Here is a 22,144-nt window from a genome sequence, read left to right as displayed (position 1 = left end):
GTTGCGCTTTCTGGGAGGAATGTCTTCGCATGCTGAGTATCAGCCATGTCCTCGGCAGCCGCCTCGAGCCGGCTTTCTCGGAGAAGATCCTGCGGCTGGAGCATCACAACGCTGTCGACGAGGTGCGGCTCTCGGGCGAGGAACTCGAACGCCACCAGCTGCGGACGACGACCCGCAACGGGCAGGAGCTTGCGATCTCGCTGCCGCGCCATCAAAGGCTTTTCGATGGCGCGGTGCTGCTGCTCGACGAGGTCAGCGCCATCGTCGTGCGGGTGGCCGGCCAGCGCTGGCTGCGGCTGGAGCCGCGCTCGATCAGCGATGCGATTGAGCTCGGCTACCACGTCGGCAATCTGGGCTGGCGGGTCCGCTTCGAGGGTGAGGTGCTGTTTGTCGCCATCGAGGGGAGGGCGGAGAACTATGTCGTTCGCCTCGGCGAACTGTTCTGGTCGCGCCGGGTCGGAATGAGCATTCTGGACGACGATGGCGGCACTACCGCCGCGCCAGCCTGAAATAGAGTTCGGAAAGGCGGCCCGGCAAGTCCTCGATCCGGTGCACCATCATGGTATTGCCGCGGCCGAAAATCCGGGACGCGGCCTGAATGCCCGGAGGCCCGAGCACGACGCCATAGGCGTCGATACCCGCGGCATGCAGCCCAACCGCGGCGCGGCGGGCGTCTTCGACCAGGTCGAGTGGATCGGGGACGTCGATATCCGACGGCTCGCCATCGGTCAGAACTATCACGAGCTTGCGTGCGGACGTTTCCCTTCCGATCAAATGACCGGCATGACGGAGCGCCGTGCCGAGCCGGGTCGACAGGCCCGACTTCAGGCCGGCAAGACGCGCCCTGCAGCTCCGGTCATAGGCCTCATCGAAGGACTTCACCGTCGTCATCTTGACGTCCTCGCGCCCGTTGGAGGCAAACGCCAACAGGCTGAAGGGATCGCCGAGCCGGTCCATCGCTTCGGCCAGCACCGCGACCGCGAGGCGCTCGACATCGAGGATGGTCGCGCCGGAGGCCAGCCTGTCTCGCGTCGATTCCGAAATGTCGATCAGCAGCAGCGCGGCGAGGTCGCGATGCATCGATGTCGACGAGCGGAATATGCGGGGGTCGGGCTCGCGGCCGGTGCGCAGCGCAATGCCGGCGTCGAGCACGGCATCGATATCGAGATCGTGTCCGTCGTGCTGGCGGTTGAGGCGGATAGTGCGCCCGATCCGCACGCCGCGTACCAATCGGCCGATTCGGTTGCGCAGCACGTCGGCTTGGTCGAGCGCGTCCTCGATGCTGCGCGGGTCGCCGGTGCGTGCCGGCACCTCGCGCACCACGGTCCATTCGGCGCGTTCGATTCGATGCTCGCGATCCCATTCCGGATATCTGGCGATGACGACGCCGCGATCGTCCGGCGCCACCGGGCGGCCGCGCCCATGCGGCTGGCCCTGTTCTTCGGGCTCGCGGCTGATGCCTTCGTCGTTGGGCGCCTCCTGCCGCTCCAACCGCACGGCATCGACCGGAAGCTCCATGACTTCGCCGGAGGGAGGGGCATCCTCGCCGAAATCCCACAGACCCAGGCCATCGTCGCGATAGACCGGCTCGACCACATAGGTTTTGGCGTTGAACTGCACGCGCATCTGGCCGAGATCGTTGCCGAGCAGCATCCCGATCTCGCGGCTGATGGCGGGATCGTCGATTCGCGGCCCACTCGCTGCAAACATCTCACGGCCCTTGGCGACGAAACTGTCATCGTCGGCGTAGGAGGGATCGAACAACGCGCGCGCCAGCCGGGCCAGCAGGGTCGGCGCCGCCACGACGCCGGACGGGGTGGCGACGTGATAGGGCGCCCAGAGCCGGCGCAAGCCCGGCAATTGCCGCATCGCCAGCGTCTCGATCCGCGCGTCCTCGATCAGATTGACCAGCGCGATCTGCAGCGGCTTCAGCGTGCCGACCGGAAACAGTCCCTGACCGAGCACCAGATGGGCTTGGGCATGGGCGGCCGCCGCGCGAAACAGCGCGCGGGCGCCGTTTCCCCGCACGCCGCGGTAAGTTTCGGGCAGCCGGATCAAGGGGCCAGCAATCGAGGTGCGCCGCTGCGGCGTTTGGCTGTTGTCGGCTGGAAAACTGCGCAGCAACGGGCTACGGCCCCATAGCGCGGTCACGAACGCCTTGAGTTCGACCTCCGCCTCCGGAAAAGTCACGCTGTCGAGATCGCGCGCGATCATGCGGCGCGCCAGTTCGTCGTGCAGATTGAAGAAGGCGAGCCGCCGCGCCTTGTTGCCGGACCCAAGCTTCAGCCCCGCCGCAACGAAATTCTCAAAGGCGTCGATCGTGCCCGGCGCAAGGATCTCACCAATGTTGGTCGCGACCGAAGTGACTGACTCCGGTGCCTGCCGCGCCAGCGCTTCCATCACCCGCCACCACCGCGCCAGTGCGGGACCGTTGCCAAGCACGCGTCCTGCGGCCGGCAAGGCCTGCAACGCAGCGGTCGCGGATTGTGCGCCGGCATGGCGGCAGATGTCTGCGGTAGCTTGTCCGGCCGCAAGCAGCGGTGCGATCTCCTGACGGCCGTCGCCGTGCCGGCTCGCCTCCCAATAGGCGATCAGGCACGCCGGACCGGCGTTGACATGCGCGAGCGTGAGCACGGCGCCGGCCCAGGCCTCGAGCTCGCTGGCGTCGAAATGGTGGGATAGCGCATCCCAGGCAGCCAGGAACATCGGCCGCAGCTTCTCGCGCTCGCGCATCATTCGGTGCAGGCGCCGGGTCGCGCTGTCCTTCTGATCCGGGGGAACCAGATGCAGTGTGGGCGGCAGCTTGGTGGTGGTCACGGTAGGCACGCCCGAATGGCGTCGCTCAGCGCTGCCCTGATGTCGGGATTATCGGTGATCGGCAGAACGATGCTGGACTGCACGGCCAGTTCCAGCGGCAGGCCGGCGCGCACCATGCGTCCGGCATGGATCAGCATCCGCGTGGAGGCGCCTTCGTCGAGGCCGTGCCCCTGCAAATTGCGCGACCGCTCGCCGATCGCGACCAGGATGCCGGCCAGCGCGTCGTCGGAGCCACTTTCGCGCACGATGATGGAGGCTTCGGTCGAGGGCGGCGGATAGCCGAAATCGATCGCGACAAAGCGCTGTTTTGTCGATTCCTTGAGATCTTTCACCGCGCTTTGGTAGCCGGGGTTGTATGAAATCGTCAGCTGAAAGTCGGAATGTGCCGGCACGATCTCGTTGTGCTTCTCCAGCGGCAGGATGCGCCGTGCGTCCGTGAGGGGGTGGATCACGACGGTCGTGTCCTGCCGCGCCTCGACGATTTCATCGAGGTAGCAGATGCCACCATGGCGTGCCGCCAGCGTGAGCGGGCCATCGTGCCAGACCGTGCCGGAGGGTTCGAGCAGATAACGTCCGGCGAGATCCGCCGCCGTCATGTCCTCATGCGCTGCAACCGTGATCAGGGGTTTTCCGAGCCACCAGGCCATGTGCTCGACGAAGCGGGTCTTGCCGCAGCCGGTCGGGCCTTTCAGCATCACAGGTAGGCGTTCGGCATAGGCGGCTTGAAACGTCGCGATCTCGTTGCCGAGCGGTTCATAATACGGTTCGGCTGCGATCCTGTAGGAGTCGAGGTTCATCAAAAATCCTCCGCGTCTGACGAAGGATCAATGATCTCGCGGTCGAGCGCCATTGTCCCTTCGTGAATGGGAATGGCAGCCTTTGCCGGGGACACGCTGCGGCATCGAAGCGTGCGAACAGGCGATCAAACGCCTCGGGTCCAATTAGACCGCGAAAATGACATCTCGACAAGGGCGACAGGAGACAAGCGTGCCAAAGCTTTTCCACCTTCTCGTGGGCATGAAAGATCGTCGAGGGGCGACCAATCACGCTTCAAATGGTCGCCACCGACGAAGGTCGGATATCGTTGGTTCTACTCATCTCGCCTCAGCACCCGCGACAGAGACCCACGGCCGGAGCAGCTTTTGACGATTTCCGGAAGCGTGTGCCTCGCCACGCTCGACGGCCTAATTGAGCTTCGGCGCCCGGCCGGCTGTGCTGCCCCCCGACTCGGTTCGAACGTGTGACCTTTGTCTTCGGAGGGCAAACGCCAATCAACCCTGCTGTCCACCGCCGACAGAAATCGAAGGCTTGGGCCGTTACTTGGATGAGCCACGATGGATTCCATGAAAAGATTGGAGGCGAAACGCCAGTTTCCGGCCGTAGCTCAAATGGTGGATTTTGGCCCAAGAAGATCAACGGGGATTGACTGACACTCTCTCCGCCATTGGCCTCATCCCACCAATTTCCATCTCCCGTCCCCCGCCCGCTTCAGCGCGGGATCGCTCACCTGCACGTGCGCGGCCAGGAAATCGATGAAGGCGCGCACGCGCGCGGGGAGGGGCGCGGTGTGGCCGACATAGACGGCATGGATGTCCTCGCGGTCGCCGGGGTTGTAGTTTTGCAGCACCGGGACGAGGCGGCCGGCTTCGATGTCGGGGCCGATGTGGAAGAGGGCGAGGCGGGCAAGGCCGACGCCGCCGAGCGCGAGGCGGCGGGCGGCTTCGCCATCGCTGGCGCGGGCCGCCGGTGGCGGCACGGCTTCCTCGGTGCGGTCGCCGCGTTTGAACGGCCAGCCGCGGATACTGCGGGGAAAGGTCCAGCCGATGCCGCGGTGCTCGGCAAGATCGGCCGGAATTTTCGGCGTGCCGAAGCGCGCGAGATAATTCGGTGCGCCGACCACCACCATGCGACTGGTGCCGAGTTTGCGCGCGACGAGGCGCGAGGCGCGCAGCGGGCCGACGCGGATGGCGACGTCGGCGCGCTCCTGCATCAGGTCGATCAGCGTGTCGGTCAGCACGAGATCGAGCGTGACGTCGGGATGCTGTTCGAGGAAGCGCGGGATCAGCGGCATCAGATGCAGCATGCCGAAAGGGATGTTGCTGTTCACGGCGAGGCGGCCGCGCGGCGCCGCGCCTGAGGCCGCCTCGCGCTCGGCCTCCTCCATCTCGGCGAGGATGCGCAACGAACGCTGGTAGAAGGCCTGGCCTTCCTCCGTCAGCGTCAGCTTGCGCGTGGTGCGGTTGATCAGCCGCGAGCCGAGCCGCGCCTCCAGCCGCGAGATCAGCTTGCTCACGCCCGACGGCGTCAGCCGCAGTTTTCGTGCGGCCTGGGTGAAACCGCCGAGATCGACGACGCGGACGAAGACCTCCATCTCGGCGGAGCGGTTGGTGTCGAAACGGGCCATGTTGAATTCACGTCACAAATGATTGGATTGCGGACAGCCTAATGGTTTTGCCGCAGCGCGGCTATCTGCGTGATCAGTCTCATCCATCGGAGCCACGCATGCCTCCCGCCGTCTTCGCGCTCACCGCCGGTGCCTTCGGCATCGGCACCACCGAATTCATCATCATGGGCCTCCTGCTCCAGGTCGCCGCCGACATGCACGTCTCCGTGCCGGTCGCGGGCCTGCTCATCTCCGGCTATGCGCTCGGCGTGTTCGTCGGCGCGCCGGTCTTGACGCTGGCGACGCGGCGGATGCCGCGCAAGACCGTGCTGCTGGCGTTGATGGCGATCTTCACGCTCGGCAATGCCGCCTGCGCGCTGGCGCCGAACTACGAATTGCTGATGGCGGCGCGGGTGCTGACCTCGCTCGCGCATGGCACGTTCTTCGGCGTCGGCTCGGTGGTGGCCACCAGCCTCGTTGCCGAGGACAAGCGCGCATCGGCGATATCGACCATGTTCATCGGCCTGACGGTTGCGACGCTGCTCGGGGTACCCTTCGGCGCCTGGTTCGGGCTGATGCTCGGCTGGCGCGCCGCGTTCTGGGCGGTGACTGTGATCGGCGTGATCGCCTTCGCCGTGGTCGCTGCGTTCGTGCCCGGCCATGTTGGCAATGGCGACAAGCCGATCTCGCTCGCGGAGGAGGTCGCGGTGCTCGGCCGTCCGCAGGTGCTGCTCGGCCTTGCCATGACGGTGTTCGGCTTTGCCGGCCTGTTCGTCGTCCTTACCTACATCCAGCCGATCCTGACGCGCTTCACCGGCTTTTCGGAACAATCGGTCTCGCCGATCCTGCTGGTGTTCGGCGCGGGTCTTGCGATCGGCAATGTCGCCGGCGGCAAGCTCGCCGATCGTGGCCTCGCCCGGGCCCTCACCGGCACGCTTGCTGCGCTCGCGATCGTGCTGCTTGGCCTCGCCGCGGTGCTGTCGGTCAAGATTCTGTCCATCGCGCTGATCCTGCTGCTCGGCATCGCCGCCTTCGCAACCGTCGCGCCGCTGCAGCTCCGGGTGCTCGAAGCTGCCGGGCCCAACGGCCGCACGCTCGCCTCGAGCCTCAACATCGCCGCGTTCAATCTCGGCAACGCGCTCGGCGCCTGGGCCGGCGGCGTCACCATCGACCGCGGGTTCGGTCTCTCCGCGCTGCCGCTGGTCGCCGCCGGCATCACCGCGGTCGGTCTCGTGCTGGCGCTGTGGAGCCTGCGGCTCGACCGCATGACGGTCGCAGTCGCGGCGTGTCCGGCGGAATAGAGGAGAGCGATCATGGAATACCGCAATCTCGGCGCTTCCGGACTTAAGGTCCCCGTTCTCAGCTTCGGCACCGGCACCTTCGGTGGCCAGGGTCCGCTGTTCTCGGCCTGGGGCCGCAGCGGCATCGAGGAGGCGCGCAGGCTGGTCGACATCTGCCTCGATGCCGGTGTCAATCTGTTCGACAGTGCCGATGTCTATTCGAACGGCGCCTCCGAGGAGATCCTCGGTGCCGCGATCAAAGGGCGCCGCGACAAGGTGCTGATCTCGACCAAGATGAGCCTGCCGATGGGCGACGGCCCGCTCGATGCCGGCTCGTCGCGGCAGCGGCTGCTGACCTCGGTCGACGCGGGACTGCGCCGGCTCGGCACCGATTATATCGACCTGCTCCAGCTCCACGCCTTCGACGCGTTCACGCCGATCGAGGAGGTGCTGTCGACCCTCGATACGCTCGTGCGCGCCGGCAAGCTGCGCTATGTCAGCGTCTCCAACTTCGCGGGCTGGCAGCTGATGAAGTCGCTCGCCATCGCGGACCGCCACGGCTGGCCGCGTTATGTCGCGCACCAGGTCTATTACTCGCTGCTCGGCCGCGACTATGAGTGGGAATTGATGCCGCTTGCGCGCGATCAGGGCGTCGGCGCGCTGGTGTGGAGTCCGCTGGGCTGGGGCCGGCTGACCGGAAAGATCCGGCGTGGCCAACCGCTGCCGCAGGAGAGCCGCCTGCATGCCACAGCGCAGTTCGGCCCGCCCGTGGACGAGCAGCGGCTTTACGCTGTTGTCGACGTGTTGGACGCGATTGCCGCGGAGACCGGCCGCACCGTGCCGCAGGTCGCGATCGCCTGGTTGCTGTCGCGTCCCACCGTCTCCTCCGTGATCATCGGTGCCCGCGACGAGGCACAGCTGCGCGACAATCTCGGCACGGTCGGCTGGTCGCTGAGTGCGGAGCAGATCAAGCGTCTCGATGCGGCGAGCGCTGTGATGCCGCCCTATCCCTATTATCCCTATCGCATCCAGGAGGGCTTTGCGCGGCTCAATCCGCCGCTGGTGTAACGGACGACTAATAAAAAGCCGCGATTGCCGTCGCGATTCCGTCGGGAAGATTCGGCTCGTTCTTCAGCGTATCGATGAAGACGGGATCGCCCGCCACCGTGAGGCCATCCAGCTTGATCGGGTGCAGCGGCTCGGCCGCCGCTGCCACCGCCGCCAGGTCCGGGCCGGTTCGGACGCCGTTATATTCCAGCCGCGGGCGCAATTGGACATTGTTGCCGAACTGCTCGTCCAGCGCGAGACGCCATCCGGTGCGTGATACCGTTCCGCGCGCGATCGCGTCGCTCACGGCGAGGCTGTGGGCCTGCAGCGTGCCGAGATTGCCGAGCGCGGCGCGCAAGCGGGTCGTCGCCTCTGCCAGTGTGACTTTCTCGATCCCTGGATCCTGATCGGGCGAGGAGAAGTCGATCACCCGTGCGCTGCTGCCGACCTTGAGGGCCTCGCCGCTTCCGCCCGCCTTTTGCATGACCGTCTTTGTTCCGTAGCGCGGCCGTCCGCCGATGGCGACGAGCACGATGTCCTGCTCGCGCGACTTGATCAGATGGCCGTAAGGATCGCCGGTCACGCCCTTCACGACCAGGAGGTCGGCGAACCTGCCCTTGGCGATCGTCCCCAGCTTTCCGTCCCATTTCAGGATCGTGGCCGGATTGCGCGTCGCCATCGACACGATGTCGTAGTCGCTGAAGCCGAGATTGAAATGTGCGGACACGACCTTTGCTGCCTTCAGCTCGCCCAGCAGGTTCTTGCTGCCGGACGGTGACCAGTCCGAGCCCAGCGCGATGGTAAGCCCGGCGGTGCGCGCGGCAACGACGTCAGTCGTCTTGCCATAGAGCAGCAGATTGCTCAGGGGCGACCAGACGACCTTGGCATGGTTTTCGGCCATCGTTCCGAAGTCGGTCGCATCGAGTGCCGTGCAATGAATGCCGGCCAGCGACGGCTCGATCGCCCAATCGCCCTCGGAATTGCGCAGCGCGAGGAAGTGGCTGTGCGCCTTGGCATCGATGCCCTCACTGAGATGCAGCAGGAAGCACGCGGACGATTTCAGCTCCTTGTCGAACTTCGCCCAGTCCTGCGCATCGATATCGGGGATCTTCGAGTGTGCGCGCGGAAGATCCGGAGGGCTGCCGATCTCGGCGGCACGCAACGCGCCCTTGTAGTATTTGTGGATCGTGCCGCTCCAGTTCGACAGCGTGATCCCCTGGCTCGTCGTGGTGCCCGCCACCATGCACTTGGCTTCGACATAGCGAACCAGCGCCGGCAGCAGCGAGCCGTCATCGGCAAGGGCGATCGCGCTCATCGGACCGGTCACGGACGTCTTGTACGATTTGGCGTTCTGCCATTGGTCGCGATTGCCGTAGAGCTGCGGCACGCGCCAGAGCGGCAGGATGTTGTAGCTGAGGTGATTATGCAGCTCGATCAGGCCGGGATAGATGGTGCCGCCGGTGGCCACCGCGGTGACGGCCTCGAAGCCCACCGGGGCCGGCTGTCCCTTGGGGACGATCGCGGCGATCCGGTTGTCCTCGATGAAGATCGTCCCGTTCTTGATGACGTCGCCCTCGGCGGCCATCGTCACGATCCGGCCGGTCAGGGCCCATCGCGTCGGGCTTGCGGCCGGGCTCATGGGATCACTCCGTCGGGAATGGTGATCGTGATCGTGCGCCGCTTGGCTGCGGCGTCAGCACCCTGGCGAACAGCCCATGGTATGTCGCCGCGCATCCAGGCCGGCAGTCCCGCTGGAAGGTCCTTTGCGATGATGTCGAACAGCTCGGTCGGCTTGAAGGCGTCGCCATACGGCACCAGTGTCGTTGACACGTCAGGATGCTGGATTTGTGGCGCGAGCGCCGCGAGTGCGGCATTCCACTTGGTCAGCATGATCTTGGTATTTGCGGCCCGCGTCGCGTTGTCATGCGCGGAGCTTTCCGGCCAGGTCGGATGCGTGATGTGCTGATAGGCGAGGGTCTTGTAGGCCGCGCCGTCGGCAGTCTTCAGCCACGCTTTCCAGGCCTCGTCCGCGAGGCCGCCGAGCGAGACGACCGCTTCGATGTTGCCGGGCCCCAGCACGGCCTTGAACCATTTGTTGCGATACTCGACGATGCCGGGCTCGTTCTTGTGCTTGGAGCCGCCGCTCTGGCCGTAGACGCTGTACAGGAACGTGTTCACCATCACGTAGCTCTGCGTGATGCCGAGCTTGGCCAGAAAGCCCTGGGTCCGGCGGCCCGCGGTGCCGACCAGGATTCGGCGCACGATCGTCTCGTGCTGGGCCGGGTCCTGGCCGACGATGAGCACGCGCGCCGTTCCGTCGAGCCGGCCGCGGTGAAAGATCGGCCCCCATTCAATCCGGAAATCGTGGGGATCGTAGGCTTCAGCGCCGGGGTAGTTGGTGCACAGGTCGCGAAAGGGTTGTTCGCCGTATCCGCCGTCGAATTCCGTGAGCATGGAAAATGCTCCAATCTGCCGATGTCGAAATAGCTGGCTCAAAAAACTGGGTCGTTATGCGGCAATCTCAACGGTAGTTTGTTTCACCATTCAACCAGTATATGGGTCAAGACAGGGCGCCCAAAGGTTCACGAATGTCTCTGGCTCCGGGGCCGTGACAGAGCGTCGCGACAACGCGCCATGCAGAAACGCGCCTGTACACGGTTGCGTGACCTCCATAACCTCCGCGACGCAATTTCAGGAGATGCGACGTGGCGAAGAAGACGGCGAGCAAGAAGAAAAGTGTTTCAAGGAAAGGCACGAAGACCTCGAGCAGGACGAGCACCCCCCGCAAGGTTGCCGTCGCGAAGGCTGCCAGGAAGACGGTCAGGAAGGCTGCCCCGCGCAAATCGGCCACGGCGCACCGTCCCAAGGGAGCGGTCTGGCAATGGTCCGCGGTCGATACCGCGGCCGCGATTCGCAACGGCGCAATCTCCGCGGTCGAGACCGTCGAGGCGCATCTGGATCGGATGCGCGCGGTCAATCCCAGGCTGAACGCGGTCGTTGTCGATCTCAGCGAGGAGGCGCTGAAGGCCGCGCACGCGGCCGACAAGCAGCGTGCCAAAGGCGGCGCGCTCGGCCTTCTGCACGGCGTGCCCATCACCATCAAGGAAAACGTCGACTATGAGGGCCGGCCAAACTTCAACGGCGTGCCCGCCAACAAGGATTACATCGCACCCTCGGATGCGCCTGTTGTCCGCAACCTGAAGAAGGCCGGCGCCATCGTCATCGGTCTCACCAATACGCCGGAATTCTCCTTCCGCGGCTTCACCGACAATCCCCTGCATGGACTGACGCTGAACCCCTGGGACCCCGACATTACCTGCGGTGGCTCCTCGGGCGGCGCGGGCTCGGCGGTGGCCGCCGGTATCGGCACCATTGCCCACGGCAACGACATCGGCGGCTCGCTGCGCTGGCCGGCGCATTGCAACGGCGTCGCCACCATCAAGCCGACGCAGGGCCGCATCCCCGCCTTCAACGGAAGCGCAACCGCCGAGCGCCCCATGCTGGCGCATCTGATGTCGGCGCAGGGACCGCTCGCCCGCCACGTCGCCGACGTCCGTCTTGCGTTGGAGGTGATGAGCCAGCGCGATCCGCGTGATCCCTGGTGGGTGCCGGCGCCGCTGGTCGGACCGAAGCCGAAAGGGCCGATCAAGGTCGCGCTTGCGAAGATCCCCGACGACATGAACGTCGACCCGTCCGTCGCCGCGGCGCTGCGCCAGGCCGCCGATCACCTCGAGCGTTCCGGCTATCGCGTCAGCGAGGTCGAGGTGCCCGACATCAACGGCGTCTGGCAGACCTGGTGCGACATCATCACCAACGAGACGATGGTGATGCAGGAGGCCGGGATGCTGAAGGTCACGTCCGAAGACTTCCACAAGGCGTGGAACGGCATGAAGACCAAGGCCAATGTGCTCGATCTCAAGGCCTGGATGCAGGCGACGGCCGCGCGCAACGGCCACATTCGCGCCTGGCAGCTGTTCTTCGAGGAGTATCCGGTCGTGCTGGCGCCGACCACGGTCAGCCCGACGCCGGGCCCGCGCGACGACACCATCAGCGCCGAGCGCGTGCAGGAGGTGTTCTGGGGCGGGATCCGCTTCATCTCCGCGATCAACGTGCTGGGCCTGCCCGGCGCGGTGGTGCCGGTGGCGCTGCACGAGGGCAAGCCGATCGGCGTGCAATTGATCACCGGGCGCTATCGCGAGGATCTCGCGCTCGATGCCGCGGCGGCGATCGAGAAGCGCGCCGGCGTGCTCACCCATCGCCTCTGGGAGACGATGGACTGAACCTCTGCTCAGGGGCTTCGCGCGTCAGGCGCGAAGCCCGCGGGAAGATCAGTCAGTTCGTCAGGTGCGCGGCCGCGATCGCTTTCTGGAACAGCGCGTTCAGCGCATCGGTGATGCTGGAATCGCTGGAGACCTCGTAATAGTAGCCTGAGGTCGCGCAGGCCTGCATCTTGGTGGCGATCGCGCTGCGCCACGGCGCGATGTAGGTGGTGTACCAGCTGTTGTTGGTGATCGCGAGATAGGTGGTGTAGAGCACCGCGATCTTGACGCCGCGCGCCTTGATGGTGTCGCAGATCGTCGTCGTCAGCGGCTCCTGGCATCGGCCCGACGAGGTGATCACGGTCTGGCTGCAGTTCGAGGGATAGTAATAGTCGGCCACGCCATCCGAGACGAAGAACAGCCATTTCTGCGGCGAGGAGGAGGAGCCGTCGCCGGGCGTCGGAATCGCACCGTTCATCGACGACAGGGTGCCGTCGAAATCCGTACACATTTCGTTGTTGTAATTGGTGTAGGGGATCGTCATCAGGTCGACGCCTGCAACGGCTGTCTTGACCGAAGAGAGGCTCGAGGTGAGCGCCGAGATCGTGGTCAGGCCGATCGAGCTGCAATCGCCGCCCATGGTGTAGACCGCCATCCGGTACTGGTTGCTGACCAGCTGGCTCGCAGTGGCCGTGTCCGTCAGGGACTGCGTCGCGTCACGCACAAGGTCGATTCGCATCTTGATCCCCAGCTTCTTCGCGATCGAATAATAGCTGTTGGTCTGCTTGGTCTTCTTCGAACTCGACGTGTAGGTGTCGTGGCAGGCGAAGGCGCAACTGTCGGATGTCGCGTTCTGCAGCGCGGTCATGTCGGCCGTGGTGGCGCCGAGGCCCTGCGACGGCGAGTTGTCCAGCAGTACGTAGAAGTCGATGTAGGACGGCAAGGAGGCTGCGGCAGTCGAGGATGCCGAAATGTCGAGGGTCTTGTAGCCGAGGATTCCCATGAAATAGGTCGTCACCGACGAAGTCGCCGTTCCCGAGGCGGTTCGGGTGGTGACGCTGTCGGTCACGGTGATGGTCACGGCGCTCGACGTCATGCTGAACGCAGACATCTGTCCGGCGAAGGTGTTCAGTGCATCGCTCTGCGCGGCCGACGCGGTCTTCGTGATCTCGCTCTTGGCGGTGGCGACCAGCACGGCGGTGTCGAGCGCGGCCATCAGCTTCGCTCTCGCCCGTGCGGCGAGGGAGTAGTCGACGGCGGCGCCGACGAATGACAACAACGGGACCAGCGCAAGCGCGAAGATGATGGCGATGTTGCCATTTCGATCGGAAGCAAAACGCGAGAACAGGCGACGAGCATTCCTGGTGGTAAAGGTCAAGCAGACGCATCCCTGGACGAAATCGAGGCGCGGACGCTAGCATCGCGGAACTTACGCAAGGGTTGACCGCAGTGTGAATCTGCGTGTCTGCATCGTTTCAGATCATCTCATCAGCGTGAGAAAATCGCCGAGAAAGACCAGCTGATCTTGCGCGCCTGGCCCGGCGAGCTCCGTGGTCTCCCGGGGCTATGCGCGACCTGCGTTGATGCCTGTCCCCGACATGCGCGGATGCCGCGCCGTGCAGGAACGCGTCGACTTGCAGTATGGGAGAGCGACATGCCGACCGATCGCTCGATCGATCATTCCGCGTCATCTCGACGAGCTGCGACTCTCGGAGAGGATTCGGCAGCTCGGCGACACCGAGCGTTCGTGCCACGCGCATCGACGATGCCGCGTCGGCCCGGCATTATGCCGCACCGGCCCGGCGTTGCAGGGCTTCGGCGCGCCGCCCTGACGGCACGGTGGCGGCAGCGGCAAGCCGCACCAATCCATTAATCCAATTTAACTCGAATTTTAGCCAATTCCCCAACAAGTGTTAGGGTTACTTCCTCGATCTCTAGACGAATTATTGCCCGCTTTACCACCCGCCTCTAACACGAGGACGGCGGACAACGCACATGCCTCATACAGGCCAATAAGTGCGGCCCGCTCCACGCGGAGGTGGCACGATGCGCAACGAGACGATCGCTATTCACGCCGGCTATGAGCCCGAAGCCACCACGCACGCGGTTGCCGTGCCGATCTACCAGACCGCGGCCTACGCCTTCGATAGTGCCGATCACGGCGCGGCGCTCTTCAATCTCGAGGCCGAAGGCTATCGCTACAGCCGCATCGCCAATCCGACCAGCGCGGTGCTTGAGAAGCGTATCGCCCAGCTTGAAGGCGGTGTCGGCGCGCTCGCGGTCGCAACCGGCCAGGCAGCGCTGCATTTCGCCTTCGTCAATGTCGCCGATCACGGCGGCAACATCGTCTCCGTGCCGCAGCTCTACGGCACCACGCACACGCTGCTGTCGCACATCCTGCCGCGGCAGGGCATCACCGGCCGCTTCGCCGAGAGCGACAAGCCCGAAGCGATCGAAAGGCTGATCGACGAGAACACCCGCGCGGTGTTTGCCGAGACTATCGGCAATCCCGCCGGTAATGTCTGCGACATCGAGGCGCTGGCCAGAATCGCGCATGCCCATGGCGTGCCGCTGATCGTCGACAACACGGTCGCGACCCCGATCCTGCTCAAGCCGTTCGACTACGGCGCCGACATCGCCGTGCACTCCCTGACCAAATTCCTCGGCGGCCACGGCACCACGCTCGGCGGTGCCATCGTCGATTCCGGAAATTTTCCGTGGGCCAGGCACGCCGAGCGTTTCCCGGCTTACAACAAGCCGGACGCCTCCTATCACGGCCTTGTCTATGCCGAGCGCTTCGGCAGGACCGCCTATATCGAGCGCGCGCGCAGCGTCTATCAGCGCACCATGGGCGCGGTGCTCTCGCCGTTCAACGCCTTCCTGCTGCTCCAGGGCATCGAGACCGTGGCGCTGCGCATGGAGCGCCACTGCGAGAACGCCCGCAAGGTCGCTGAATTCCTGCGTAACGATCCGCGTGTCGCCTGGGTGAATTACACGGGCTTTCCCGATAGTCCCTACTATCCGCTGGTCCAAAAGTATCTCGACGGCAACGCTTCCTCGCTGTTCACCTTCGGCATCAAGGGCGGCATGGAGGCCGGCAAGACCTTCTACGATGCCCTGAAGCTGATCACGCGCCTCGTCAATATCGGCGATGCCAAGTCGCTGGCCTGCCATCCCGCCTCGACCACGCACCGTCAGATGTCGGCGGAGCAGCAGCGCGCCGCCGGCGTGCTGCCGGAGACGATCCGCCTCTCGATCGGCATCGAGCATGCTGCCGACATCATCGAGGATATCGACCAGGCGCTGGAAAAGGCCTGTCCGTTGTCGCGCCTCCAGGCCGCGGAGTAGGCGACGACCCCGATGACGGTCCTGATCGACAGGGATCAAGGCATATCGAGCCCGGCGCTGGTGCCGGCCGAGGGCGACCTGGCGCGCGATCATGCCGCCGCCGAGCTCACCATCGGGCTGATCAACAACATGCCGGATCCGGCGCTGAAGGCGACCGAGCGGCAGTTCATGAAGCTGCTTCAGGCCGCCGCGGGCCCGCGCCGCATCCGCTTCCATTGCTTCTCGCTGCCGTCGGTGAAGCGCTCGCCCGAAGCGAAATGGCATGTCGAGAGCGAATATTCCGATCTCGCCGATCTCAAGCGCCAGCGCTTCGACGGGCTGATCGTGACCGGCGCCGAGCCGGTCGCGCCCGAGCTCGATCAGGAGCCGTATTGGCGTGATCTCACCGATCTGATCGACTGGGCCAGGGTCAATACGCGCTCGACGATCTGGTCGTGCCTCGCCGCGCATGCCGCGGTGCTGCACCTCGACGGCATCAAGCGGCGACGGTTGCCGGCCAAATGTCACGGCGTCTTCGATTGCGAAGCCGTCACGAGCGATTCCCTGACGCATGCCGTGCCGGCACCGCTCAAAGTCTCGCATTCGCGCCTGAACGAGATCGTCGAGAGCGATCTCGACCAGGCCGGTTATCAGGTTTTGACACGCTCGGCCCAGGCCGGTGTCGACGTCTTCGTCCGCCAATATGCCAGCCGCTTCGTGTTCTTCCAGGGCCACCCGGAATATGACGCGCTGTCGCTCCAGCGCGAATATCTGCGCGACATCGGCCGCTACCTCGCGCGTGAGCGCGACAATTATCCGCACCTGCCTGTGAGCTATTTTGACGTAGCGACGGAAGAGAAACTTGTGCGCTTCGAGAAGCAGGCGAGGCACCAGCGCCATCCCGCGCTCAGCAACGAGCTGCCGGCGCTGAATTTGCGCGCCGATATCGCCGCCGGCAGCGCGGCGGCGGCGCTATTCCGTAACTGGCTGCACTATCTAGGCGCGGACGCCGATGCGTCGGTCCTTGCGCGCTAGCCCACGGGGGTGATCCCCGTTAGGATTACCCAAGCGTTAAGCTTGCCTCAACCGGCGTGCGAATGGTTCAGTAGAGGAATACGGAATCACGGGACATGCGATCGTGTGGTCGGCACTCCAGGGACGCGTGAGCAATCGGCTGGCCCGGCATTTCCGCGCCGCGCCGCACCGCTTGCCTGTGCACGCGCCGATGGTCAGCTTCACCTTCGACGACGCCCCCGATAGCGCCGCCGCCGAGGGCGCCTCGCTGCTCGAAGGGCATGGCGGCCGCGGCACGTACTACATCGCCGGCAGCCTGATCGACCAGCCGTCGGATCATTGGCGTGGGCTGTCGAATGACGCGGTGGTACGGCTTCACCGTGCCGGCCACGAGATTGCTTGCCACACCTTCTCGCATCAGAGCTCGGCGGATCTCGACGCGGCCGCCATGGCGCAGGAGATCGAGCGGAACCGCAGCCATTTCCGCAGCATCGATTCCTCGATCACGCTGGAGAACTTCGCCTATCCCTATGGGATCGCCTCGGTCTGGCTCAAGCCGCAGCTCACAAAGGCTTTCCGCTCGGCGCGCGGCATCCTGCCGGGCGTCAATCGCGACGTCATCGATCTCCAGTTCCTGCGCGCCTCGCCTTTGGTCAATTACGAGATCGATGCAGCGGGCGTCGATCGCTATTTCGACGAAGCGCTCGAAAGCGGCGGCTGGCTGATCTTTTACAGCCATGATGTCGTCGATGCGCCGAGCCCCTATGGCTGCACGCCGCATTTGATGCGCCATGCGCTTGAGGCCGCCGGGAAGCGCAACATGCCGATCGTGACCGTCGCGGAGGCGCTGCGGCGGATCGGGGCGTAGGACGCTCTACGTCCTCCTTTTCAGAGTGCACATTTCTTCACCTCTCCCCGCAGGCGGGAGAGGGAGAAGATAGTCTTGCAACGCCCGCGCCAGCATGCGACTGGCCTTGTGACGAATCCCACGGTCTCCGACACGCCCATGAATGCCCCCTCCACCGCTCCGCTGCCTGCGCCGGCCAACGGCCGTGATGCGCTGTCGGTGCTGCATTCGGTGTTCGGCCTGCCGGGTTTCCGCGGGGCACAGGGAGAGATCATCCGGCACGTCACCGATGGCGGCAATTGCCTCGTGCTGATGCCGACCGGCGGCGGCAAGTCGCTGTGCTATCAGCTTCCGTCATTGCTGCGCGAAGGCTGCGGCATCGTGGTCTCGCCCTTGATTGCGCTGATGCGCGACCAGGTCGCCGGCCTGCTCGAGGCCGGGGTCAACGCGGCCGCGCTGAACTCGTCGCTGACGCCGCAGGAAGCCTCCGACATCGAGCGGCGCCTGATCGCGGGCGATCTCGACCTGCTCTATGTCGCGCCGGAACGGCTGGTGACGCCGCGCTGCCTGTCGATGCTGGCGCAGGCCAAGGTCGCGCTGTTCGCCATCGACGAGGCGCACTGCGTCTCGCAATGGGGCCACGACTTCCGCCCCGAATATGTCGGCCTCTCCATTATCGCCGAGCGGTTCCCCGACGTGCCGCGCATCGCGCTGACCGCAACCGCCGACGAGCTGACGCGGAAGGAAATCGTCGAACGGCTCCAGCTTGCCGGTTCCCCGCAATTCGTCTCCAGCTTCGATCGCCCCAACATCCGCTACGAGATCGTCGACAAGCGCAATGCGGTGTCGCAGCTCAAGGAGTTCATCCGGGAGCGCCATGCCGGCGACGCCGGTGTGGTCTATTGCCTGTCACGAAACCGGGTCGAGGAGGTCGCCGCCGCGCTCGACGATGCCGGCATCGCCGCGCTGCCCTACCACGCCGGGCTCGACAGCAGCGTGCGCTCGCGCAACCAGGACCGCTTCCTCAACGAGGACGGCATCGTCATCGTGGCGACCATCGCCTTCGGCATGGGCATCGACAAGCCCGACGTGCGCTTCGTCGCCCATCTCGATCTGCCCAAGAGCATCGAGGCCTATTACCAGGAGACGGGGCGCGCCGGCCGCGACGGCAAGCCGTCGGCCGCCTGGATGGCCTATGGCCTTTCCGACATCGTGCAGCAACGCCGCATGATCGACGAGTCCAGCGGCTCCGACGATTTCAAGCGCGTGTCGATCGGCAAGCTCGACGCGCTGGTCGGGCTCGCCGAGACTGCGCAGTGCCGGCGCAAGCGGCTGCTCGCCTATTTCGGCGAGAGCGTGCACGGCGAAAGCTGCGGCAATTGCGACAACTGCCTGACGCCGCCGAAAATGCGCGATGGCAAGGTGCTGGCGCAAAAACTGCTCTCCTGCGCTTATCGTACCGGCCAGCGCTTCGGCGCGATGCACCTGATCGACGTGCTGATCGGCCGCCTGACCGAGAAGGTCACGCAGTTCGGCCACGACAAGCTGTCGGTGTTCGGCATCGGGCGCGAGCTCAACGAGAAGCAATGGCGCACTGTGCTGCGGCAGCTGGTGGCGATGGGCCATCTGCAGAGTGACAGCGAAGCTTATGGCGCGCTGAAGCTGACGGATTCCTCGCGCGGCGTGTTGCGTGGCGAGACGGAAGTATGGCTGCGCGAGGAGGCGCCCGGCACCCGCATCCGTTCCAGTCGCACAAAATCCCGCCGCGGCGATCTCGCGCCGGCCGCAAGCGCGCCGCAGGGCGATGTCGATCCCGAGCTGCGTGCGCGCTTGCGCGCCTGGCGCTCGGATATCGCGCGCGAGCGCGGCGTGCCGGCCTATGTCGTGCTGCACGATGCCACCATCGACGGCATCGTCCGGGCCTGGCCGACCACGCTCGACGAACTGCGCAACGTGCCCGGCATCGGCGACAAGAAGCTCGAGCATTATGGCGAGGAGCTGCTGCAGATCGTCAGGACGCGGTAGCGGTTGTTAGCGCGCCAACTCTCTTCACATCGTCATCCCGGGCAAGCGGAGCGCAGATCCGGGATCCATGCCGCGTGATTTGTCTTGGGGCAGGCGCGACGACGTTCTTCGCCAAACTTCTCCCTGGGGTATGGGTCCCGGCCTTCGCCGGGACGACAGCGGTCAATGAGGCGCGAGGCGGGCAACCTCAGCCGTTCCGGAACGCGTAGCCGTAGCCGTTGAGCGCGGGCGCGCCGCCGAGATGGGCGTAGAGGACCTTCGCGCCCTTCTCGAAATAGCCCTTCTGCGTCAGGTCGATCAGGCCCTGCATCGACTTGCCCTCGTAGACGGGGTCGGTGATCATGGCTTCGAGACGCGCGGTGAGGCGGATCGCTTCCTTGGTCTCTTCCGACGGCACGCCATAGGCGGGATAGGCGTAGTCCTCGATCAGCACGACGTCGTCTGCAACGATGTCCTTGCCGAGCTCGACGAGCTTGGCCGTGTTCTGGGCGATCGAGAGCACCTGGGCCTTGGTCTGCGCCGGGGTGAACGACCCGTCGATGCCGATCACCTTGCGCGCCCGGCCGTCGGCGGCGAAGCCGACCAGCATGCCGGCATGGGTGGAGCCGGTGACGGTGCAGACCACGATGTAATCGAACTTGAAGCCGAGCTCTTTCTCCTGCTTGCGCACTTCCTCGGCGAAGCCGACATAGCCGAGGCCGCCAAACTTGTGCACGGAGGCGCCGGCCGGAATCGCGTAAGGCTTGCCGCCTGCCGCCTTCACTTCCTCGATCGCCTGCTCCCAGCTCTTGCGGATGCCGATGTCGAAGCCGTCGTCGACCAGGCGCACGTCGGCGCCCATGATGCGCGAGAGCATGATGTTGCCGACGCGGTCATAGACGGCGTCCTCGTGCGGCACCCAGGCTTCCTGCACCAGGCGGCACTTCATGCCGATCTTGGCGGCGACGGCGGCGATCATGCGGGTGTGGTTGGACTGCACGCCGCCGATCGACACCAGCGTGTCGGCGTTGGAGGCGATCGCGTCCGGGATGATGTATTCGAGCTTGCGCAGCTTGTTGCCGCCATAGGCGAGGCCGGAATTGCAGTCTTCGCGCTTGGCATAGATCTCGACATTGCCGCCGAGATGCTTCGACAGCCGCTCCAGCTTCTCGATGGGCGTCGGGCCGAAGGTCAGCGGATAGCGCGCGAATTTTTCCAGCATGGTCAGGTCATCCCGATTGGCGTTGATCTGGCCGCAGCGACTAGCATACCTGAGAAGGAATGTGCTCTCGAATGCTGCGCCCATATTGCGCGTTATCTTGCGGATATCGTCGATTTGGCTAATATTTCTTTCAGAAATAAATTCAATAACGGAAGCTTCTTCCATGTCCTCTCGATTGGATCGCGTCGACCTCAAGATATTGAGATTGCTGCAAAATAACGGCCGGCTCAGCAATGCCGAGCTGGCCGAAACCGTAGCTCTCAGCCCCGCCACCTGCCATCGCCGCACCCAGCGCCTGTTCGAGGACGGCTTCATCGCCGCTGTGCGCGCCATGGTCGCCCCGAAGAAGGTGGCGAAGGGCACGCTGGTGATGGTCGGCGTCGTGCTGGACCGCTCGACGCCGGAGAGCTTCGCGATCTTCGAGCAGGCCATCGCAAAGCTGAAATTCGTGCTCGACTGCCACCTCGTCGCCGGCGACTTCGACTATTTCCTGAAAATCCGCGTCGGCGACATGGAGGACTTCAACCGCATCCATGGCGAGCAGCTCATCGCGCTGCCCGGCGTGCGCCAGACCCGCACCTTCTTCGTCATGAAGGAGGTCGTCGACAACGCACCGCTGGAGTTTTGAGCGGCTTCACGATGCCTGTTCGACGGCGCCGTCCGCGACGATCTGCTCCCGCCCGGCATCCTCCGGCCGCATCGCGATCACCGCGATCAGCCCGAGGCCGACGCCGATCATCACATAGAAGATCGGCGCCAGCGGGGAGCCGGTGAGCGCGATCAGCCAGGTCACGAAGAACTGGGCAAAGCCGCCGAACACCAGCACCGCGACATTGTTGACGATCGCGAGCGCGGTCGAGCGGACGCGGATCGGAAACAGCTCGACCAGCGTGGTGCAGTAGACGCCGAGGAAGAAGGCGCTGAAGAAGCCGATGACGATTTGGGCGACCAGGAGCTTTGCGATCGACGGCTCCGAGATCACCCAGGCATAGAGCGGATAGAGTGAGACGAAATAGCCGATGAGGGAGACCAGCAGCAACGGCTTGCGTGGATAGCGGTCGGAGATGGCACCGGCAATGGGGACGACGATCACCATCACGATCGCCGCGATCATCTGCACCAGGAAGCTCTGCATCAGCGGCAGCTTCAGCACCTCCTTGGCGTAGGTCACGGTGTAGCCGAAGGTGATGTAGAACGACACGGCACTCGCCACCACCATGCCCATGCCGATCAGGAAATTGCGGCCGGGATTCTTCAGCGCGGCGATGAAATTGTCCTTGTGCACCGTCGCCATGCTGCGCCGGGAGGCCTCAGGCTCGATGACGCTGGCGCGCATGTAGAGCAGGATCGGAACGATCACGAGGCCGACGAAGAAGGGAATGCGCCAGGCGCCGGCGGCAAGCTGCTCCTGCGTGAAGGTCAGCGTCAGGGCGGCGCCCAGCACTGCGCCGAGCACGTTCGCCATGAGCTGGCCGGCGATCTGCCACGAGCCATAGAAGCCGGTGCGGCCGGGGGGCGCGGCTTCGATCAGATAGGCGGTCGAGGTGCCGAACTCGCCGCCGACTGAAAAGCCCTGCAGCAGCCGCGCCAGCAGCACGATCAGCGGCGCCACGATGCCGGCCGTGGCGTAGGTCGGCGTCAACGCCAACAGCGCGACCGACAGCGCCATGATGCCCATGCCGAGCGTCATCGCCGCCTTTCGCCCCCTGCGATCGCCGAAATAGCCGAGCACGAGGCCGCCGATCGGCCGCATGAAGAAGCCGGTGCCGAACAGCGCGGTGGTCAGCAGCAGCGCGTTGATCTCGCTGCCCGCGACTTTCGGATCGACCGGAAAGAACAGGTTCTTGATCACCGGTGTCATCAGCGCGAACACCGTGAAGTCGTACCACTCCAGCGCATTGCCGGCGATCGCGGCCGCGATGGCTTTCCTGTTCGTCTGCATCT

The 22,144-nt window shown here is 65.1% G+C and carries 17 protein-coding genes; 9 read left to right on the top strand and 8 right to left on the bottom strand.

Annotation, left to right across the window (positions count from 1 at the left end; translation table 11 throughout):
* The first annotated feature begins 29 nt into the window (after nt 1–29).
* Nucleotides 30–509, top strand: coding sequence for an urease accessory protein UreE (ureE, locus tag AC1RUR_RS25825; RefSeq protein WP_492849200.1), 480 nt, complete (start codon nt 30–32; stop codon nt 507–509).
* Here the strand turns inward: ureE and AC1RUR_RS25820 are convergent.
* From AC1RUR_RS25820 to AC1RUR_RS25810, 3 genes are all read right to left on the bottom strand, one after another.
* On the bottom strand, nt 490–2,817 hold the full coding sequence (locus tag AC1RUR_RS25820) for a nitric oxide reductase activation protein NorD (protein ID WP_492849198.1): 2,328 nt from the start codon (nt 2,815–2,817) through the stop codon (nt 490–492). The two genes, ureE and AC1RUR_RS25820, sit on opposite strands and share 20 nt — an antisense overlap.
* Nucleotides 2,814–3,614 (bottom strand): CbbQ/NirQ/NorQ/GpvN family protein, encoded by an 801-nt coding sequence (locus AC1RUR_RS25815; RefSeq protein WP_492849196.1) that lies wholly within the window; start codon nt 3,612–3,614, stop codon nt 2,814–2,816. The genes AC1RUR_RS25820 and AC1RUR_RS25815 overlap by 4 nt, the downstream gene beginning before the upstream one ends.
* A 653-nt stretch (nt 3,615–4,267) precedes the next feature.
* Nucleotides 4,268–5,221, bottom strand: coding sequence for a LysR family transcriptional regulator (locus AC1RUR_RS25810; protein WP_492849194.1), 954 nt, complete (start codon nt 5,219–5,221; stop codon nt 4,268–4,270).
* A gap of 98 nt (nt 5,222–5,319) precedes the next feature.
* Between AC1RUR_RS25810 and AC1RUR_RS25805 the strand changes: the two genes are divergently transcribed.
* A complete protein-coding gene (locus AC1RUR_RS25805) occupies nt 5,320–6,501 on the top strand; it encodes an MFS transporter (protein WP_492849192.1) in 1,182 nt (393 codons plus the stop codon).
* Between the two features lie 12 nt (nt 6,502–6,513).
* A complete protein-coding gene (locus AC1RUR_RS25800) occupies nt 6,514–7,548 on the top strand; it encodes an aldo/keto reductase (protein WP_492849190.1) in 1,035 nt (344 codons plus the stop codon).
* Between the two features lie 7 nt (nt 7,549–7,555).
* On the opposite strand, the gene AC1RUR_RS25795 is transcribed toward AC1RUR_RS25800, so the two are convergent.
* Both AC1RUR_RS25795 and AC1RUR_RS25790 read right to left on the bottom strand, forming a co-directional pair.
* Nucleotides 7,556–9,166 (bottom strand): amidohydrolase family protein, encoded by a 1,611-nt coding sequence (locus AC1RUR_RS25795; protein ID WP_492849188.1) that lies wholly within the window; start codon nt 9,164–9,166, stop codon nt 7,556–7,558.
* Nucleotides 9,163–9,981, bottom strand: coding sequence for a uracil-DNA glycosylase family protein (locus AC1RUR_RS25790; RefSeq protein ID WP_492849186.1), 819 nt, complete (start codon nt 9,979–9,981; stop codon nt 9,163–9,165). Before AC1RUR_RS25790 ends, AC1RUR_RS25795 begins: the two co-directional genes overlap by 4 nt.
* Nucleotides 9,982–10,232: 251 nt before the next feature.
* Here AC1RUR_RS25790 and AC1RUR_RS25785 point away from each other — a divergent pair, with 251 nt between their 5' ends.
* Nucleotides 10,233–11,807 (top strand): amidase family protein, encoded by a 1,575-nt coding sequence (locus tag AC1RUR_RS25785; RefSeq protein ID WP_492849184.1) that lies wholly within the window; start codon nt 10,233–10,235, stop codon nt 11,805–11,807.
* Between the two features lie 52 nt (nt 11,808–11,859).
* Here the strand turns inward: AC1RUR_RS25785 and AC1RUR_RS25780 are convergent, their stop codons facing one another.
* Nucleotides 11,860–13,164, bottom strand: coding sequence for a TadE/TadG family type IV pilus assembly protein (locus AC1RUR_RS25780; protein ID WP_492849182.1), 1,305 nt, complete (start codon nt 13,162–13,164; stop codon nt 11,860–11,862).
* A 668-nt stretch (nt 13,165–13,832) separates the two neighbouring features.
* On the opposite strand from AC1RUR_RS25780, the gene AC1RUR_RS25775 reads away from it, so the two are divergent.
* From AC1RUR_RS25775 to recQ, 4 genes are all read left to right on the top strand, one after another.
* On the top strand, nt 13,833–15,134 hold the full coding sequence (locus AC1RUR_RS25775) for an O-acetylhomoserine aminocarboxypropyltransferase/cysteine synthase family protein (protein WP_492849180.1): 1,302 nt from the start codon (nt 13,833–13,835) through the stop codon (nt 15,132–15,134).
* Between the two features lie 12 nt (nt 15,135–15,146).
* Nucleotides 15,147–16,148 carry a homoserine O-succinyltransferase MetA gene (gene metA / locus AC1RUR_RS25770; RefSeq protein WP_492849178.1) on the top strand — a complete coding sequence of 334 codons (1,002 nt, stop codon included), beginning with the start codon at nt 15,147–15,149 and terminating at the stop codon, nt 16,146–16,148.
* A gap of 103 nt (nt 16,149–16,251) precedes the next feature.
* Nucleotides 16,252–16,995: a polysaccharide deacetylase family protein gene (locus AC1RUR_RS25765; RefSeq protein ID WP_492849176.1), complete on the top strand. Its 744-nt coding sequence runs from the start codon at nt 16,252–16,254 to the stop codon at nt 16,993–16,995.
* A 138-nt stretch (nt 16,996–17,133) separates the two neighbouring features.
* Entirely contained in the window at nt 17,134–18,999 is a 1,866-nt protein-coding gene (gene recQ, locus AC1RUR_RS25760) for a DNA helicase RecQ (RefSeq protein ID WP_492849174.1), read from the top strand.
* A 187-nt stretch (nt 19,000–19,186) separates the two neighbouring features.
* Here the strand turns inward: recQ and AC1RUR_RS25755 are convergent, their stop codons facing one another.
* Nucleotides 19,187–20,200, bottom strand: coding sequence for a 1-aminocyclopropane-1-carboxylate deaminase (locus tag AC1RUR_RS25755; protein WP_492849172.1), 1,014 nt, complete (start codon nt 20,198–20,200; stop codon nt 19,187–19,189).
* A gap of 163 nt (nt 20,201–20,363) precedes the next feature.
* Between AC1RUR_RS25755 and AC1RUR_RS25750 the strand changes: the two genes are divergently transcribed.
* Nucleotides 20,364–20,828 carry an Lrp/AsnC family transcriptional regulator gene (locus AC1RUR_RS25750; protein WP_492849170.1) on the top strand — a complete coding sequence of 155 codons (465 nt, stop codon included), beginning with the start codon at nt 20,364–20,366 and terminating at the stop codon, nt 20,826–20,828.
* 6 nt (nt 20,829–20,834) lie between these two features.
* On the opposite strand, the gene AC1RUR_RS25745 is transcribed toward AC1RUR_RS25750, so the two are convergent.
* On the bottom strand, nt 20,835–22,142 hold the full coding sequence (locus AC1RUR_RS25745) for a citrate-proton symporter (protein ID WP_492849168.1): 1,308 nt from the start codon (nt 22,140–22,142) through the stop codon (nt 20,835–20,837).
* Nucleotides 22,143–22,144: the final 2 nt, after the last annotated feature.

The organism is Bradyrhizobium sp. GW821-FHT12B03 (assembly GCF_058807535.1).
The sequence above is the reverse complement of the archived record's forward strand: the minus strand, read 5'-3'. Positions and strand labels throughout refer to the sequence as shown.